Genomic DNA, 18,386 nt, shown 5'->3' on the forward strand with positions numbered 1-18,386 from the left:
AGTGACATGCAGTCACATTATGAGGTTTAAATCAGTCTTAATTTTATAGCCTCATTAAGTTGAGGAAGGGCAGTTTTGAGTTCTTCTAACAACGCCAATGCTTCGATAGCATACGCCTTAGGAAATACTTGATAGTCATCAAGACGTGGAATATGAACCCACTGCTCACCGAGCGTCATAATGAGAGGATCACGTCTTTTATTCAGTATAAAAACATCCCCGTAAAAATGCCAGTTATCCATTGACGCCGCTAAAGCATCTTCTTTAGCTTTGGTATAGATAGGATCTAGCGCTTTGGCAGTATTGGTAAACTTCAAGCGTAATGCAATTTGTTGTGGCTCACAAAACATAACAAGAGTACCCGTCACTTTTACCTGCCAAGGCGTTTTGAATAACTCGGGATCAAGGTTTAGGAGTTCGGCGGCATCTTTACTATACATGGGGGTTTGAAACTGCTTTAAAAGTGCTGCATTCAAGGGGTGTTGATTCTTTACATCTTCAGGCAGTGCATCGTAATGGTATATAAACGCAAGTTTCTCATCTTGAGTCACTCGTTTGTCAATAATTTTACAATTGTGAATTTGCCAAGCGGTGTCTTTGTCAGATAGTAAATGATTGAGCGTTAGGAGATTGGGGTGAGCGATAAGTTCGTTAGCCAATCGCTCAGCCTCTCGTTCAGCTTCAATATTGATATTATTGGTATCAATGACCGAACTTTTATCGATGTCCAAAATGACACTACTAGGGTCTATCATCGAATCCTTTAAAATAGCGCTATCGTTAGCAATGTTAGTATCTTCTGAGATGTTTGTGTGTTCTGAAATCATGAATGTCGTCTCGATATTCTTATGCAATAAATACAAGGGAATAAATCAAATGTCATAAATCATATATTAAAAATTTGATATTCCTCAGCCCTTTCCACAGACTCTATTGACGTAGTTTAATCATTCCTGCTTGTCGCTGAATAATGTTTATTAGCAGTTGCTGAGTAACATCTAGCTGTGTAATCGAGTCTTGAACAATATCAAGCCCGTCGATGTTAGCCGGCTTAGCATAAGAGTTATTAACGTGAGTAAGTTGGGGATTTGGTTCTGTACTATTCAAATCAGCAGAATTTAGATCAGAGCTATTTAAACCAGCACAAAGCTGCTCTTCCGTTATTGTACTCAGTTTAAGGGTAGTTAAGTTAACAAAATCAGCCAGTTTCAGCATCTGCATACCTGCATAACCACAAGGATTTATGGCATTAAAAGCACTTAAATCACAGGTTAAATTAACCGCAATGCCATGGTAGCTAAACCCCTGTTTGATTTTAAAGCCTAGAGAGGCGATTTTACCAAGCATTAGCTCATCCAGATTATAAATATAGACACCAGGAGCATCTTGACGAGCTTTGGCATAATAACCTGAGGTAGTTTGCTTGCTAGTATCTGTCGTTTGCTGTTGAGCATTATCATTACCATGCTGAACAGTGTTAACCTGTTGATTATCATTAATGCGCCTGTTTAGCGAATGATTGATAACATCCTCAATACTTTGTTCGGCATGGGATACTAAATCTCGAACACCCCAGCCCACATTATTCAAATCAATGAGCCAATAAACGACGAGCTGGCCTTTACCATGCCAAGTAACTTGACCACCACGATCAGTATGAATAATAGGCGTATTACCACGCTGTAATATGTGCTCTTCTTTTCCAGCTTGACCTAAGGTGTAGACATCGTTGTGTTCAACAACCCATAACTCATCAGGAGTAACAATACCTTGCTTTTTTTTGTCAATACGTGCCAAGGTATGCTGTAGCATTTGCGCATGCGTTTTTTCATAGTCTGCATTGATGAGGGTACGGACAACTAAGTTGCTGTTGTCAAAGTCTAATAATGGGGTGGCGGTATTAGAACTATTTGTGGTGGAATTCATAATCTACTGTTGTTATCTAGGTTAGATATAGCATATCATGAGGATAGAGTGCTCGCTATAGATTGTTGATAGGTTGTGTGTATAAGTTCGTAGTCCGTATATTGTATATATTAATAGCTATAAACATTGAATCAAAAGATGTGCAAATCTAAATAAAATGCTTGAATAAATTCATTTTACAAATAAATTGTTTAAATAATTAAACATCAAACTAAGCGATCAGTAATCATGTAGAGTTAAAAGTAGGTTGTTATCTGCTCTGGCACGCCCAATTTATAGGTAAGATAGTATTGTTTACTCACTGGTTAAATTTATTAGCAAAAGCTTTACCATAAAGTTTTAAGCAAATGCTAATATAGCCAGTTATGATAAATTTTTGTATAAAAACCATTTATCTTAAGTTTAAACACTTAGGGTTAACGTTAAAGAGCTTACAGTTTAAAAGCTTAAAGTTAGAAGGCTTGGAATTTTTAAAGCTAGAATCTATTATCCATATCATTATAAGGAAATTTGAATGAGTCAAAGTATTATAACTACGGCCGATCAACTTAAGTCTCAATTTGACCATATGCATGCGTTGTCAAGAAAAAAACCGCTTAACTCTTGGATAGATAGAGAAGCGTTGCTTGATAGTCTTGAGGCGATGCTGTCCGAAAACAAACAAACATTTGCGGATGCCATCAATCAAGACTTTGGTAATCGTAGTCAGGATGAGACTAATTTTGCAGAGTTATTTCCAATATTTCAAGCCATTGCTCATGCGAAAAAGCATGGTAAGTCTTGGATGAAAACACGTCGAATGGGCATATCTGCTATTTACCGCCCAGCCCATAATGAAGTTCAGCCACAGCCATTAGGTGTTGTGGGTATTATGGTCCCGTGGAATTACCCCTTGTTTTTAGCGGTTAGTCCAATGATAGATGCGATCACTGCCGGTAACCGCCTTATGGTTAAGATGAGTGAATCAGCACCGTTATTCGCTGAAGCGTTTGCCCAAGCAGTAGCAAAACATTTTTCGCCCGATATGATATCTGTTGTGGTAGGTGAAGTGGATATTGCGATTAAATTTAGTGGTCTACCTTTTGATCATTTGCTATACACAGGATCAACCCAAGTTGGCAGGCAGGTCATGGCAGCTGCTGCCCCAAATTTAACACCCGTTACGCTTGAGCTTGGTGGTAAATCTCCGGTTATCGTCCTGGATGATGCCGATTTAGAAAATGCGGTCAATCGTGTGATGATGGGTAAAACACTTAATGCAGGTCAAACCTGTATCGCGCCTGACTATGTATTGATAGACTCAGCGCACCACAGTAAGTTTGTCAAACTGGCTAAAGAGTGGATACTTAAGCATTATCCAAATATTGAAAGCAATAAAGATTATACCCGTATCATTGACGATAAACATTTTAAGCGTCTACAAGGCTATTTAGATCAACTTCCTAAAGAGCAAGTGGTGCCCCTAACACCCGTGTCCGCTAACCCAGAGACGCGATTGTTGCCGCCGGTGATTGTGGTTAATCCAGATACGGACAGCGATGTCATGCAAAATGAGTTGTTTGCACCAATCTTACCTTTAGTGCATGTCAATGGTTTGCGAGATGCCGTCGAATTTGTCAACAGTCGTCCACGTCCACTGGCCTTATATATATTTGGTGATGATGCAGAAGATATTAGTTATGTACGTGAATACACAGTATCAGGTGGTGTAGCTGTCAATGAAGTGATATTGCACGTTGCGCAACAAGATTTACCCTTTGGTGGTGTCGGTGACTCAGGTATTGGTGCCTATCATGGCAAATGGGGCTTTGAGCGTATGAGTCATATGAAGGCGGTATTTGTGCAGTCTAAGTTTAATGGCATGGGTCTGATGTTACCTCCTTATAGTAAGCTCTTTAAAAAAGGATTAAACTTTTTAATGAAATAGGCTGTTTAACTCAATACACTGCTTTTAATGTCGTCAGTAGGTTAAAGCTCTTTATTTTCACTAAGTTTAAAATACCGTAATAAAATAAAATCATTAAATATCAGGCTAAAAAATTAAACCCCTTTAAATAAATTAAAGGGGTTTTTTATTGGTAAATGTATACTTATAACGCTAGAATAAAATATAGTCAAAACTTCTCAAGTTTGAAAAGATAATTCCCTAACTAAATAATGATAATAAACAGGCTATCAAGTGCACTTACTACTAAAACTTAGACAATGGTTATTACTTAGCCTCATTTTTGTGTCCTCACAAGTATTTGCAGCCTGTGATGACGGTCAAAATAACCCGATTAAATTTGGGTCTTTGACGTGGGAGAGTGGTCAGTTTATCTCTGCTGTCCTTCAAACGATAGCTGAAAAAGGGTACGGTTGTGAGACGACCTTAGTGCCCGGTGCAGGCCCAGCCTTAGAGACTGCATTGTCGCAAGATGATATACAAGTCATTGGAGAGCAGTGGGTCGGACGCTCGCCAATTATGCAAGATGCCATTAATGCTAATAAAGCTGCGGTGATTGGTAGTACCCTTGAAGGTGGTGCGACTCAAGGTTGGTATGTGCCTCAATATGTAATAGAGGACAATCCTGATCTTAAGAGCGTCAAAGATTTACCCAAATTTGCCTCTTTATTTACGGATCCTGAAAACCCAAGTAACGCCCGCTTTCTAAACTGCCCAACAGGCTGGACCTGTGAGGTATTTAACACTCATCTTCTTAAAAATTTGGGTTTTAGCAGTCCTAATGCTCAAGGGGTTGCATTCAATAATGTCCACCCTGGTACTGGTGCTGCTTTAGATGCAGAAATTTCTTCTGCTTTTGAGCAACATAAGCCGTTGCTTTTTTATTACTGGCAACCCACCGGACTAATGGCAAAGTATGATTTCGCGCCAATCCCCTTTCCAGAGCATAATAGTGAGTGTTGGGATAAACTGCTGGATGCCAATAGCCAAACTGATTGTGTCTCAGGTTTCCCAGTATCAGAGCTTGGCATAGCCGTTTCGACACCCTTTATGGACAGTCATCCTGAGTTGGCGGATGCGTTTAAGAAAGTACAGTTTACGCCCGATGCACTGAACGGCGCGATACTAGAAATGACAGAAAACAAGCGCAGTGGCGAGGTGCAAGCTGAGCTATTTTTAAAACAGCACCCTGACATTTGGCAAGCATGGTTAACCCCTGATGCGTCAGATAATCTAGCCAGAGCCTTAAATATTAACTTAGATGAAACATTGAACTCTGAAAGTAAGAGCGGTTTAGAGAGCAGTCAGGATCAGGATAATAGTCTAAACGCTGCTGCTAGTAATGCCATAAAGGGAATCGCTTGGTTCCCCGAATGGTCGTTCGAAAAGCAATTAAATAACTCCCTTAGCTATGTCGTTCAACACTATGGTACGCTTTTTAGATCTATCAGCCATATCACGTTAACCTATTTATTATTACCTATTGAACGTGTGTTGAGCATAGCGCCGCCGTGGTTACTAATAGCCCTCGTTGGACTATTAGGCTGGCTTGCAACCCGCCGTATTTGGTTTGCGTTAGCTTGCGGGTTAGGTCTATTTTTAATTGGTTCCTTTGGTTTATGGCCTGCATTGGTTCAGACCACAGCATTACTGATCGTATCTGTATTGGTGACTATGGTAATCGGCATCCCTGTGGGTATCTTGATGTCAGCGAGTAATCGGCTACGACGAGTAGTAACTCCCATACTGGATGTGATGCAAACCATGCCAAGCTTCGTATACTTAATCCCTGTATTGATGTTATTCGGTATTGGCAAGGTACCGGCTTTATTTGCTACGGTTATTTATGCGCTACCGCCTTTGATCCGATTGACGATGTTGGGTATCAATCAAGTTCCACACGAAATGGTAGAAGCGGGACGTTCATTTGGTAGTAATCATAAACAGCTGTTGTTATGGATTAAGTTGCCTCAGGCCTTGCCCAGTATCATGGCTGGCGTTAATCAGGCAGTCATGATGTCTTTATCCATGGTGGTATTGGCGTCAATGATCGGCGCGCCAGGTCTCGGTGAAGACGTATTGCAATCTATTCAAACCTTAAACATCGGTCAAGGATTACAAGCAGGTACGGCTATTGTTATCATGGCTATTATTATTGACCGTATTACTCAGGCATTTGGTAAAGGTCGTAGGGCTCGCAATAAGCTATTAAATAAAACCCAACATATCAGAGCCAATGATAAATAAGTCTATCAATACATTAGACCATTAATAAATAGCCTAAGCAAATAACGCCAAATTAATTCAATTACTTAAAGATATCTTGCTATGACTCATATACGTTTAGAAAAGGTTAGTAAAATATTTGATGTGTCTCCTAGTGAAGCGAGTAAGGCAATTCAGCTTCTTGAACAAGGGTTGAGCAGTTGTGAAGTGCGTGAACAAACGGGTTATTCAGTGGGCTTATATGATGTAAATCTGAGTATTAAAACCGGTGAACTCCATTGTATTATGGGTCTATCGGGTTCCGGTAAGTCTACTTTAGTGCGACACATTAATAGGCTTATTGACCCAACGTATGGGAAAATTTGGATAGATTGTCACAATAACCTTTATGATAAAAGTACTCATGAGAATAGCGCTAATATGATCAATAACGCGCATCTTCCGGATAATGTCGTTCATGCCAATAATGTAGAGCATTTATCAGGTCAACAAAATGTGATAAACGTCCTTACTTTAAATGACAAGCAGCTACAACAGTTCCGTCAAAATAATGTGAGTATGGTATTTCAACACTTTGGCTTAGTGCCACATATGACGGTTATTCAAAATGTAGCGTACGGGCTTCGAGTTCGGAAAATGCCAAAATCTGAGCGTCATGAGATAGCTCGGCACTGGCTGAATGAAGTAGGGCTAGAGGGTATTGAGTCCAGTTATCCTGACGAACTTTCTGGAGGTATGCAGCAGCGTGTCGGTTTAGCCCGTGCGCTAGCGGTTGATACGCCGATTATACTTATGGATGAAGCATTTTCAGCGTTAGACCCTTTAATACGTGGCCAGCTTCAAGACCAGTTGCTAATATTACAAGAAAAGCTCAATAAAACGATTGTCTTTATCACTCATGATATTGATGAGGCTTTTAAGCTTGGCAGTCGAATTAGTATTTTGAATGGGGGGCGGTTGGTACAAACCGGCACACCTGATGAGCTTCGTGATAATCCTGCCGATGATTATGTAAGACGGTTTATCGTGTCAAACCCTTAAGATATTAAGATCAATTCTTATATCCAACTATAGCACTAACCTTAGAGAGTTTAGGTTCATAAGTACCGTTTAAAACTACTTAAATAAGCTGTATTTAGTCACCATAAATATGAATGTTACGATGCCATAAAGTACTTACGATTGTTAAAAATCAGTCATTTGTTACGTTATGATATAATATTACATTTATCTTTAATTCTCTCTTATAAATGCATTCTGTAAAGTTTATACAACTGACTTTTATATCAGTGCATTATAATATATCAGTTATACGGTCTAAATTAAGGCTGTAAGTACGACAATTATTATTATCGAGATCTATATGTTCAACAAAATCAACACCAACCCCGGCCTAACTTCATCCCCTAATTTAGAGACAGAAGGCGTTCAGGATAAGTCCACTCAAGATATCAAAGCTAAGTCAATACCAGATAGCCTGTCACCACGACAGTTTGTATACCGTACAGGTATCTTTAGCGTAGCGACTTTATTATTGATGGCATGTGGTCAAGTGAGTAATGCCGATAGCGGTAAAGAAGTTAACGGGAGTGGGCATGCATTAAGTCAAGCAGACAGTCCAAATGAAGGTATTACCAACAGCCGTGATATGCTACCCACCGATTTACTTAATCAACTTAACGCACTACCTCAGATTAATACTCGTTTAGGCAATAATGGCAGTACTGTCCTAGACAGCAATAAACCCACTTTAGTTAAGTTTTGGGCGAGTTGGTGCCCCTTATGTTTAGGGACACTCGAAGAGACGGAAAGCTGGCGTAAAGATAAAGCATTTGCTGGTTTGAATGTGATTACTGTTGCCAGTCCAGGTCACTTAAATGAAAAAGAAACGGCTGATTTTAAACAGTGGTATGCGGGTGTCCAAGGTGACTATCCACAGCTTCCGGTGTTGATTGATGAGTCAGGAAATTTGATTAATCAATTAGGGGTACAGGTGTACCCAAGTTGGGCGATATTGGACAAAAAAGGCAATTTGGTGCGCTTAGTAAAAGGTAATCTGACGCCAGAGCAAGCTTATGCTTTGGCTGAAAATGCCGATAATGACTTTGCAGATCTAAAAAACAGTAAAGCTAAGCCAAGCTCTGCTTATACTGCAACAGCGACTGCAAAACCGGCTGGATCTAAAAGCAAAGACGGTGTCTACTATAACTCAGATGGTGCGCCAATAAACACCAAGACTATCTATCTTGCAGGCGGTTGTTTCTGGGGTCTTGAGGCCTATATGGAAAGGGTTGATGGGGTAGTGGATGCCATCTCAGGCTATGCCAATGGCAATCCTAATATATCAGATCCAAGTTATCAGCAAGTGATTGCCGGCTCTGGACATGCCGAGACGGTCAAAGTGGTCTATGATGCGGATAAGACAGACTTAGAGACCTTGCTTAAGTACTACTTGAGGGTGATAGATCCTACCAGTCTTAATAAGCAAGGTAATGATAGAGGCGTGCAATATCGTACTGGCGTTTACTACACGGATCCCAGTGATAAGGCAATCATTGATGAGGCGCTCCAAGGGGTTGGATCGAAGTATAAAAAGCCTATTGTGGTTGAAAATAAACCCTTATCAAACTTTTCGTTAGCAGAAGAGTACCATCAAGATTATCTAGCGAAGAATCCCAATGGCTATTGTCATATTGACCTAAGCTTAGCCGATGATAAACCTCAATCAGCGGTACGCAGTAGCAGCAAACTTGCTCCTGCAAATACAATAAAAGAAGCGTTAGATCCAAAGCGCTATGCGAACTATGATAAAAATGCTCTGAAAAGCACGCTGACCAAGTCGCAGTATGAGATTACTCAAAAGGCAGGCACTGAGCGTGCATTTAGTCATGAATACGATCATCTTTTTGCACCAGGTATTTATGTCGATGTGGTCAGTGGTGAGCCTTTATTCTTATCGACCCATAAATATGACTCAGGATGTGGTTGGCCAAGCTTTTGGCAACCTATTGCACCAGAGGTGATTACTGAGCATACGGATAACGCCTTTAATATGGTACGGACTGAAGTACGCTCACGGGTGGCCGACTCGCACCTAGGGCATGTCTTTAATGATGGACCAAAGGACAAAACAGGTCTTCGCTATTGTATCAACGGTGGGGCGTTACAATTTATTCCAGTGGATAAAATGAAGCAATCAGGTTATGGTGTGTTCGTTGATATGGTCAAATAATTAAAGGTTATCAATACTGGTTCAAATATCCCAACAACACCTTGAAGACTATGAGCAATACTACAACTTAAATAGGGTCTGTGGAACATTCAAAAATTAGGACTGCTGATAGCTAAAACTGTTCCAGACTAGGAGTAAACCGACGATAATGTCTAGACCTTAGCTAGGTTTATAACACTGTCTGGGACAGTTTTAGCATCAGCCTAACTTGAGCATAGCTCTCGCCTTGCGAACAGGCAAAGCAGTGCTTTGCTTAATCCGTTCTCAAGGGCGGGACTATTTTTTGCCAATATATTGCAAAATTATCTAACTTAGAATGACTAAGCGTCTAAAATTTCACTGCATATTGCCTAAAAAATGATCTCCGCCAGTACCATGTTTGAATATTTCACAGACCCTGAGAAGCTCATGTATGAAATTGTCATTTAAACGTTTGCAAACGGACTCGCTTTTAGTGCTGTCCGTTTTTATTGTTGCCTCTTGCGGCCTTGCCTATGAGCTCATTGCCGGTGCACTAGCCAGCTATGTACTAGGCGACTCGGTGCTACAGTTCTCAACTATCATTGGTACTTATTTATTTGCAATGGGTATCGGCTCTCATTTGTCGAAGTATGTGCCTGAAGATAAAGTACTACAGCGCTTTGTTGAAATTGAGATATTAGTCGGTTTAATTGGTGGATTGTCTGCTATAGGACTGTTTTTGGCCTTTGCGTGGTTGCCGACTTTTAAAACTATTTTGTATGCCGTGGTAATTTGTATCGGTACCCTAGTGGGGATGGAGATACCGCTAGTGATGCGAATCTTTAACTCCCAAAAACAAGCCTTTCATGAGTTAGTGAGTCGGGTGCTAACGTTTGATTACTTGGGCGCATTGGTTGTGTCGTTATTGTTTCCGCTCGTATTATCACCGCTGTTAGGATTAGCTCGCTCTGCGGTGCTATTTGGTATATTAAATGTACTGGTAGCGGGCTGGACGGCGTGGCATTTTTATCCTAAAGTGGCGCTGATAACCGATACAACATTGAGCGGTAAACAAGAAAAAGTATTGCGTGGTAAACACCGCGTCATACGTAACCGCTTGATTGTGCGAATATTGACGGCATTGGTTCTATTATTGATGGGTTGGCTATTTGCTGATCGATTGGTCGGGCTGTCAGAACAAAAGCTATTTAAAGCCCCTGTTATTTTTGCCACTAACTCCCCATATCAGCGATTGATAGTCACTGAGAAAAATGGGTATCTACAATTATTTTTAAATGGTAATTTACAGTTTTCCACACGTGATGAATACCGTTACCATGAGGCTTTAGTACATCCGATAATGCAAAAGCTGACCGATAGCACTCGTGCCACTAAGCCTGATTTAAATGTGCTGATTTTAGGCGGCGGCGATGGTATGGCAGCGCGAGAGGTCTTAAAGTATAAAACGGTTAAACAGATTACTTTGGTTGACTTAGATCCCAAAATGACCGAGTTTTTTGCGAATACCCCAAGGTTTAAAAAACTCAATGACAATTCTCTTAATAATCCAAGAGTGACCGTTATTAATTCAGATGCCTATAAATGGCTTGAAAATAATCATGATGCCTTTGATGCGATTATTATTGATTTACCTGATCCGTCACATTATAGCTTAGCAAAACTATATTCTGAGCCAATGTATCATCTGGTGCGTGATCACTTAACCGCCGAAGGTCTAGTAGTGGTACAATCAACATCGCCTTATTACGCACCAAAATCCTTTTGGTCAATTAATAAAACCATGCAGATATCAGGGTTTCAAACCACTCCGTATCATGCCTATGTACCGTCATTCGGCGAATGGGGCTTTATCGTTGGTAGTCCGACACAGGGGCAACATAAAGGCACGCCATTTGTTCCCCCCACACAGTATGATCTACCTATGAAGTTTTTGACCCCATCGGTTAGTCGCGAAATGTTTACGTTTCCGCCTGACATGACACCGATCGATGTCAAACCAAATACCTTAGATCAGCAAATACTGGTTCATTATTATTTAGAAGATTGGTCTGATGAATAAATCTATCCTATACATCACATCCTGTCCCTTTATTCAGTAAATAAGTGATTGAATGATACACAGCACGAATGGTAAAAATAGCACGTATAACTATAATCAATTGAATGGTAGTTCAACAGTTAAGGTGACCTCTACGATGACAGGTAAGCATATTTTGGCTGAATTCTGGGAGTGTGAGTGCGACTCAGAGCTTTTAACCAGCACAGACCCCCTTTTAAGCTTATTAACTGATGCTGTACATACTTCAGGTCTTACTATTGTAGGGCAAGCCGCTCATGAATTTAATGAATTAGAGGGTGCAGATGGCGCAGAGCAGCAGATTAGCGGTGTTACTTTAACGTTACTTTTGGCCGAGTCGCATCTTTGTTTGCATACTTGGGGCGAATATAAAACGGTAACCTTGGATGTGTATGTGTGTAATGTAACTCATGACAATAGCATGAAAGCAGAGGCGATATTTGAGTCTTGTTTGCAAATATTCAAACCAAAACAGCATCATATTAATAGTGTGTCTCGTCAGCATCAATTACCAAGCGTTGCCTCTAAGCAAGACCATAGCATCAAATAACAAGTAATATTTTTTCTATAATAAAACGTATCTATAATAAAACGTAAATTTATCAAAGCTGCTTAGCTCAAATGGGGTAGTACTTCGACGACATTGGGTTTGTTTACACTCACAGGTTGATTTTTAGACACGGTATACATTTAGTTTGCTTGACAAATGGCATCACAAAATACTGTAAAACTATCGCTAAACTCATTTGCTAAAAATGAAACGACGATGTTAAGCTGTTTATATGCACCGTTTTAACAGACCTTCAACCTAACTATACAATATAGACCCTTTAACTCAGGATAAGATTAATGCAAAATCTAGACAGTTTGCAGTCAGAATTACTTTACTATGCCTTCTATTTCGGTGGGGGTGTGGTAATGTTGATTTTATTTTCGATTCTTTATATGGCCATCACGCCTTACAATGAAATTGCTCTCATTCGAAAAGGTTCAGGCGCAGCCGCTCTAAGCTTTGGCGGTACCGTTATTGGATTTTCATTAACGTTAGCGGCCAGTGCCATTTATAACACAGGATTTTTGGCGTTCTTGATATGGAGCGCCGTGGCAATGGTTGTCCAGATCGTCGGATATTTCATCATGGTCAAAATTATAGGCAATGTGCCTGAGCATATTAGGCTCAATAATATGGCGGTAGGTGGTCTAATCGGTGTCAGTGGCTTAGTGCTTGGTATTATCAATGCTGGTATCTTGTCTTAGTACTCTTAACCATACAGTGCTCTTAAAATTACGGTACTCATAAGTATACTTCGAAAGATTTAACCGTCTAAAGGTTTAAATCAGGAAGGTTTATTAATAATTGACCATTAATTATTGTACGAATACTACCAGCATACCCTTTATTAACGTAAACATAACTAACATAAATAGGAACAATCATGGGACTTAAAAGTTTTATAAAAAAGCAATTTATTGATGCTATTGAATGGGATTGGCAAGATGATGATGTGCTAATGTGGAAATTCCCTATGGCGGATAATGAAATCCAAAATGGGGCCACATTAACCGTTCGTGACGGGCAAGTGGCAGTGTTTATTAACGAAGGTCAAATTGCTGATGTATTCACCGCGGGTCGTTATACTTTGAACACCGAAACACTCCCGGTAATGACCAATTTAAGAAATTGGCGAATGGGCTTTGACTCACCTTTTAAATCTGACGTGTTGTTTTTCAGCACCCGTCTGCAACAAGGTCGCAAATGGGGTACTGCGCAGCCAGTAACCGTACGTGACGCCGAGTTTGGTATGGTACGTATCCGTGCCTTCGGTATGTATTCTTACAAAATTAATGATGTGACTGAGTTTTATCAGACCATCACGGGTATGAATGATAGCTACCGTGCTGAGCAGATTGAGCCGCAGTTACGTAATCTTATTATCTCAGATTTGGCCTCAGGTCTTGGTGGCAGCGAGATTCCATTTATTGATTTGGCTGCCAATCAAGGCATTATGGCTGATGAAATCAAAAAGGAATTACAACCTGACTTTGCCAAGTACGGATTATCTGTTGAGTCATTTGTTGTTGAAAACGTATCCTTGCCAGATGAGTTGCAAAAAACGTTGGATAAACGTATCTCAATGGGTATGATCGGTGATATGGACGCTTATACCCGCTATCAAACGGCTGAAGCAATTCAACATGCTGCCAAAAATGAAGGCGGCATGGCAGGCATTGGCGCAGGTCTAGGCGTTGGCATGAATATGGGTACTGTGATGAGTGAGGCGATGCAGCCTAAAAACAATCTAAATCAGCAATCACAGCCTCAGTCTTCAAATCAAGAAACGGGTGCTCAGAATGCAGGTGCGACTGACTTTACGGCAAAACTGACTCAGCTTAAGGGATTATTAGATCAAGGTCTGATTAGCCAAGCTGATTATGATGACGCTAAAACCAAGATCCTAACCCAGTTGACTCAATGATAGATAACACCCATACGTCTCAAAACAAGGGCTCAAAACAGCCAGCGCCAAAATTACCAAGTAACTTTGATGTCTTGACGTTTACAGCTGCCTGCCCCTCTTGTGGTGCTCTAGTAGAGTTTGCGTCACCGGGTTCGGTGATGGCGGTATGTGAATACTGCCAAACCACAGTACTTCGTGAAGGTGACGCGCTTAAAGCACAAGGTAAGCAGTCTTTAACGATTGAGGACTACTCACCCTTACAGATAGGTAGTGTTGGACGCTTTGCAGGTGATGACTTTGCGGTAATCGGTCGCATTCAGTTGCAGTATGGTCAAGGCGTCTGGAACGAATGGTATCTACAATTTGCAAATGGCCAAAACGGATGGCTTTCTGAAGCACTGGGTCAGTATAGTATTAGCTTGGGAGAAGGCGAGGATACTAGCCTTCCTGAGTTTGATACCTTAGCGATTAATGATGCTGTAGAGTATCAAGGCGTCATCTATAAGGTTAATGACCGTCGTGAAGCCTATGCTATTGCTGGTGAGGGTGAGTTGCCTTTCATCATGGGGGATGGATGGCAGACATGGATAATAGATGCACAATACAAACGTGACTTTATTACTTTAGACTATGCCGAAAATGGCCCCGATAGTTCACCTAAAGTATTTAAAGGTGAGTCTGTACCTCTTGATGCCCTGCAAATGCAACTGCTTAAAAATGATCAGCAGGTTAGCGAACAGGTCAGCAGTCCATCTAGTCTGGCAGACTCGGATAACTTTGTTCACATAAGTAAGATTGAATGTCCGAACTGTGGTAGCCCTATACCCTATGTCGAAGGTGCTACCGACTACTTAATGTGTCCAGCGTGCCATAGTGAAAGTAAGCTGACAGGCAGTAAAGCTGAGCTCATTAAGATGCATTCAGCGATGCAGCATTTTGACAGTACGCTACCTTTGGGTGCGAAAGCTCGTATTTTAGCCTCCGATATCGTAGAGGTGAGTGAGTTTGCATTAGATGAGGATGAGAAAGATGCTATAGCCGTAGGAGACACCCACAATGATTACGTGGTGATTGGTATCATGCGGCTAAATGAAGTGGGTGAGTTTTCGACGTGGACTGAGTACTTGCTTTATAGTTTAACAGACGGATTTTTATGGTTATCTGAGGAGTCCTCAGGTTGGTTCGTGGCAAGGGTCCTTAGTGAGATGCCTACTTCTGAAAGAGGGCATCTGATTTATGATAACCGTCAATGGCAACAGGTTGACTCGGGGTACCGTAACCGTGTGATTTTTGCTATTGGGGCATTTAATTGGCAAGTTAAGACAGATGACAGCGATTTGCTGATTGACTATGTCAATGGTGATGAGCTTATAACCTCTGAACAAACAGAGCGTGAGATTACTTATACTCATGCAAAGCCAGTACCCTTTGCTAAGCTGCAAGAATGGTTTGGCCCTTATCATGAAGCAAACAGTATTGCAGTAGGTCATGGCTTCTCAGAACAAGGCAGCTTAAATAAAATGCTAGGGTGGCATGTCATCCTACAAATCGTCGCGTGGTTATTTAGTGGTGGCTCATTTGTGGTCGGTATTATTGGAGCGATACTTATATTTATTACCTACTTCAAAGCCAGTGAATCTGCTAAAGCTAATGTTTCGGATGAGGTTCCTGTTGGACCGTTTAATTATCACTCATCAGGTGTACAAGGCTTTTCTATTATTATTATTATTATATCGTTAATCGTGAGTATGATGTTGGGTGCGGTGTCTAAGCCATCACCTACTGGCCCTGCCTCTCAAGAAGAAGCAACTCGAGGTGGCGGTGGAATCATAATCATACCTGGTGGCTTCGGTGGAGGTAATAGTAATAGTGGTAGTAGCGGACGCACTGGTTATAGTTCTGGAGGCTCGCATAAGTAGGCGACTTTTTTTTAGCAATTCAGGCCGCTAACGGTTAGCTGGTTACTTAGCTTTCTATCCGTCTAACTATTATCCGCCAACCTACTATCCGTCTAACTACTATCCGCCTAATCACTATTTGCCGTCCACAAACAATTACTATCTAGCTTACTTATTCACACTGTCACACTAAAATAATATAGCCATAGGCAACTAAATGTTATACAAAAAAACTGAGCGCGAGTACTACATTAGTAGGCTTAGTAAGGTTAACGCAATAGCTCTTTAGTTTGCCTACGACTATATCGTATAACTAGTAGCCAACCACTGCAGAATCTACTTGTCTGGGATCAGTCGATCCATACTTACCACTTGGAGTCACCATAATAGATTGGGTTGACCCCATGGTTGCTTTAGGTGTCACCGTGTGTCCCATAGACTCAAGCTTACGAATGGTGTCAACGTTTAATGCTTTTTCAATACGAATTTCATCCGGCATCCATTGATCATGAATACGAGGGGCGTGTGTGGCTTCTGCAATATTCATATCATGGTCAATAACGTTTGAAATTATCTGAGTCACTGTTGTAATAATTCGACTACCTCCTGGGCTGCCTGTGACGATATAAGGCTCGCTGTCTTTAAACACGATGGTCGGACTCATCGAAGATAATGGACGTTTCTTTGAGGCAACTGCATTGGCTTCATTACCAAGTAGACCATAAGCATTAGCAACACCAGGTTTGGCAGAGAAGTCATCCATTTCATTGTTTAGTAAGATGCCTGTGCCTTCAGCGACAAGCCCAGTGCCATAAGAGAAATTTAAGGTATACGTATTGGCAACGGCATTACCATATTTGTCGACGATAGAAAAGTGGGTCGTCTCATCACTCTCATAAGGTAGAGCGAAAGGAAGAGGATTATTGGGTTTGATTTGGCTTGCAGGCTTAGCCTGATTAGGGTTGATTCTGGATCGAAGTTGCAGTGCATAATCCTTTGATGTGAGCCCAGATAATGGCACATCCACGAAGTCTGAGTCTCCTAAATACTCGGATCGATCAGCGTAAGCTAATTGCATGGCCTCAGACATTAAATGAATGGTTTGTGCGCTATTATGTCCATACTCTTTCAATGGATAGCCCTCTAAGATGTTTAGAATCTGTACAATATGAGTCCCTCCAGAAGAAGGTGGCGGCATAGAAGCAATATCGTATCCTCGATAATTACCCCAAACAGGCTCTCGCTCAACTGCCTCATAGTCTTCTAAGTCTTGCATGCTCATAATACCGCCCGCTTTATTAACCGCTTTGACGATTTGTTCTGCCGTTTTTCCCTTATAAAAACCATCAGAGCCTTGTTCAGCAATAAGGCGTAAGGATGCAGCTAACTCTGGCTGTAGTAATCGCTCACCTACTTCATAAGCACTACCGTCAGGCTTAAAAAATATCTTAGCGCTACTTGGCCATCTCTTCAATCTCGTTTCAAGGGATTTTAAAGACTCTGATAATCCCGGTGTGACTTCGATACCATCTTCAGCAAGCTTAATCGCCGGAGCCATAACCTCACCTAACGGCATGGTTCCATAGTTTTCAAGAGCACTAACTAGTCCGGCTACCGTGCCTGGAACACCAATGGCAAGACCATGAAAGCGTGACAGCTCGCTATTAGCATTACCCTCACTGTCTAGATACATATCCTTATAGGCGTTGATGGGGGCTTTTTCACGGTAGTCTAGCGCTACTGTCTTTTGGGTGTCGGCATCATAAATGAGCATAAATCCACCACCGCCGATATTACCTGCTCTAGGAAGGGTAACTGCCAATGCAAAACCAACTGCTACCGCTGCATCAACGGCATTACCGCCATCTTTTAAGATCTGTAGACCGATATCTGAGGCAAGCGCTTCTTGCGTAGCAACCATTCCTTTTTCAGCCCACAATGGATGGTGAATGGCATCCGCCGAAAAAATAGCTGCGTCTTGACTGCCAGTTGCGTTGTTATTTGTTGCTGTCGAATCTGAAGGTGTAGACTGAGTCATCAGAATAGGATCGGAAATCCTTGACTCAGAAATTTCAATTGTTGGCAAAACTTCGGTAGGTTGCTGAATCGTGGTTGTCTCAGCAAATGTCAAACTACTTATGCTAAGACCTAATAAAACAGATAGAGGTAGCACACACAATCGTTTCAAACCAATGCTATTTGGAATTGAATATTGTTTTTGCGCTGAGTATTTATTGCGCGTATTCGATATTTGACCGTATATAATATTCAAAGTTGTTGAGTTCATTGGATTATTATGAGAGTGATTTGCTGATTTTGAATGTTGCGTGCGTTTTATCATAAGAGTTCTCACTTCCTTGTGGTAGACAGTTTGTTGTCGTGGTCAATAGTTTATTGACATATTGAGTAGGATTATTTAAATCTAGATATTAACATTTTGCCCTATTTTCACAACATAAGCCAACCCAAAGCCAGTTTTGTGCACTAGTTTGTGCACTAGTTTGTGCACTATAGTTAGCGAACTACTAAACAGGGACGGCGTTAACCTCGTTAAGCCTACTTCCGTATTACTATTTACATGCATTCGTTTGCCTAGTAACCATTTTAGACTTTTTTGACTATATCTAGCTAAACTTGGCAC

At 41.1% G+C, this 18,386-nt stretch carries 12 protein-coding genes; 9 read left to right on the forward strand and 3 right to left on the reverse strand.

What is annotated here, in order from left to right; translation table 11 throughout:
- Nucleotides 1-26: 26 nt before the first annotated feature.
- Complete coding sequence (locus AC21OG_RS10520; protein ID WP_487376566.1) at nucleotides 27-827, reverse strand: hypothetical protein; 801 nt, start codon at nucleotides 825-827, stop codon at nucleotides 27-29.
- A 103-nt stretch (nucleotides 828-930) separates the two neighbouring features.
- The gene (gene lipB, locus AC21OG_RS10525; RefSeq protein ID WP_487376567.1) at nucleotides 931-1,926 is read right to left on the reverse strand and encodes a lipoyl(octanoyl) transferase LipB; all 996 of its coding nucleotides are present in this window, start codon (nucleotides 1,924-1,926) and stop codon (nucleotides 931-933) included.
- A gap of 514 nt (nucleotides 1,927-2,440) precedes the next feature.
- Between lipB and AC21OG_RS10530 the strand changes: the two genes are divergently transcribed.
- The 9 genes from AC21OG_RS10530 (at nucleotide 2,441) to AC21OG_RS10570 (ending at nucleotide 15,766) form a co-directional block, all read left to right on the forward strand.
- On the forward strand, nucleotides 2,441-3,853 hold the full coding sequence (locus AC21OG_RS10530) for a coniferyl aldehyde dehydrogenase (RefSeq protein WP_487376568.1): 1,413 nt from the start codon (nucleotides 2,441-2,443) through the stop codon (nucleotides 3,851-3,853).
- A 303-nt stretch (nucleotides 3,854-4,156) separates the two neighbouring features.
- Nucleotides 4,157-6,118, forward strand: coding sequence for a glycine betaine ABC transporter substrate-binding protein (locus AC21OG_RS10535; protein WP_487376569.1), 1,962 nt, complete (start codon nucleotides 4,157-4,159; stop codon nucleotides 6,116-6,118).
- 81 nt (nucleotides 6,119-6,199) lie between these two features.
- The gene (locus tag AC21OG_RS10540) at nucleotides 6,200-7,138 is read left to right on the forward strand and encodes an ATP-binding cassette domain-containing protein (RefSeq protein WP_487376570.1); all 939 of its coding nucleotides are present in this window, start codon (nucleotides 6,200-6,202) and stop codon (nucleotides 7,136-7,138) included.
- Between the two features lie 322 nt (nucleotides 7,139-7,460).
- Nucleotides 7,461-9,329 (forward strand): bifunctional peptide-methionine (S)-S-oxide reductase MsrA/peptide-methionine (R)-S-oxide reductase MsrB, encoded by a 1,869-nt coding sequence (gene msrAB / locus AC21OG_RS10545; RefSeq protein WP_487376572.1) that lies wholly within the window; start codon nucleotides 7,461-7,463, stop codon nucleotides 9,327-9,329.
- A gap of 412 nt (nucleotides 9,330-9,741) precedes the next feature.
- Nucleotides 9,742-11,370 carry a polyamine aminopropyltransferase gene (locus AC21OG_RS10550; RefSeq protein WP_487376573.1) on the forward strand — a complete coding sequence of 543 codons (1,629 nt, stop codon included), beginning with the start codon at nucleotides 9,742-9,744 and terminating at the stop codon, nucleotides 11,368-11,370.
- Between the two features lie 52 nt (nucleotides 11,371-11,422).
- The gene (locus tag AC21OG_RS10555; RefSeq protein ID WP_487376574.1) at nucleotides 11,423-11,938 is read left to right on the forward strand and encodes an S-adenosylmethionine decarboxylase family protein; all 516 of its coding nucleotides are present in this window, start codon (nucleotides 11,423-11,425) and stop codon (nucleotides 11,936-11,938) included.
- A 299-nt stretch (nucleotides 11,939-12,237) separates the two neighbouring features.
- Nucleotides 12,238-12,645 (forward strand): DUF350 domain-containing protein, encoded by a 408-nt coding sequence (locus tag AC21OG_RS10560; protein ID WP_487376575.1) that lies wholly within the window; start codon nucleotides 12,238-12,240, stop codon nucleotides 12,643-12,645.
- Between the two features lie 179 nt (nucleotides 12,646-12,824).
- On the forward strand, nucleotides 12,825-13,865 hold the full coding sequence (locus AC21OG_RS10565; RefSeq protein ID WP_487376577.1) for an SPFH domain-containing protein: 1,041 nt from the start codon (nucleotides 12,825-12,827) through the stop codon (nucleotides 13,863-13,865).
- Entirely contained in the window at nucleotides 13,862-15,766 is a 1,905-nt protein-coding gene (locus AC21OG_RS10570) for a DUF4178 domain-containing protein (RefSeq protein ID WP_487376578.1), read from the forward strand. Before AC21OG_RS10565 ends, AC21OG_RS10570 begins: the two co-directional genes overlap by 4 nt.
- Nucleotides 15,767-16,058: 292 nt before the next feature.
- Here AC21OG_RS10570 and ggt read toward each other — a convergent pair whose 3' ends face one another.
- Nucleotides 16,059-18,086: a gamma-glutamyltransferase gene (gene ggt / locus AC21OG_RS10575; protein WP_487376579.1), complete on the reverse strand. Its 2,028-nt coding sequence runs from the start codon at nucleotides 18,084-18,086 to the stop codon at nucleotides 16,059-16,061.
- Nucleotides 18,087-18,386 lie beyond the last annotated feature (300 nt).

Source organism: Psychrobacter sp. CX5, assembly GCF_057621535.2.

Bases quoted from the DNA above. Each gene is read 5' to 3' on its own strand.
- AC21OG_RS10565 (WP_487376577.1), top strand. From the start codon at position 12,825: ATGGGACTTAAAAGTTTTATAAAAAAGCAATTTATTGATGCTATTGAA.
- AC21OG_RS10550 (WP_487376573.1), top strand. From the start codon at position 9,742: ATGAAATTGTCATTTAAACGTTTGCAAACGGACTCGCTTTTAGTGCTG.
- AC21OG_RS10520 (WP_487376566.1), bottom strand. From the start codon at position 827: ATGATTTCAGAACACACAAACATCTCAGAAGATACTAACATTGCTAAC.
- AC21OG_RS10540 (WP_487376570.1), top strand. From the start codon at position 6,200: ATGACTCATATACGTTTAGAAAAGGTTAGTAAAATATTTGATGTGTCT.
- AC21OG_RS10570 (WP_487376578.1), top strand. From the start codon at position 13,862: ATGATAGATAACACCCATACGTCTCAAAACAAGGGCTCAAAACAGCCA.
- lipB (WP_487376567.1), bottom strand. From the start codon at position 1,926: ATGAATTCCACCACAAATAGTTCTAATACCGCCACCCCATTATTAGAC.
- AC21OG_RS10555 (WP_487376574.1), top strand. From the start codon at position 11,423: ATGATACACAGCACGAATGGTAAAAATAGCACGTATAACTATAATCAA.
- AC21OG_RS10530 (WP_487376568.1), top strand. From the start codon at position 2,441: ATGAGTCAAAGTATTATAACTACGGCCGATCAACTTAAGTCTCAATTT.
- ggt (WP_487376579.1), bottom strand. From the start codon at position 18,086: ATGATAAAACGCACGCAACATTCAAAATCAGCAAATCACTCTCATAAT.
- AC21OG_RS10560 (WP_487376575.1), top strand. From the start codon at position 12,238: ATGCAAAATCTAGACAGTTTGCAGTCAGAATTACTTTACTATGCCTTC.
- msrAB (WP_487376572.1), top strand. From the start codon at position 7,461: ATGTTCAACAAAATCAACACCAACCCCGGCCTAACTTCATCCCCTAAT.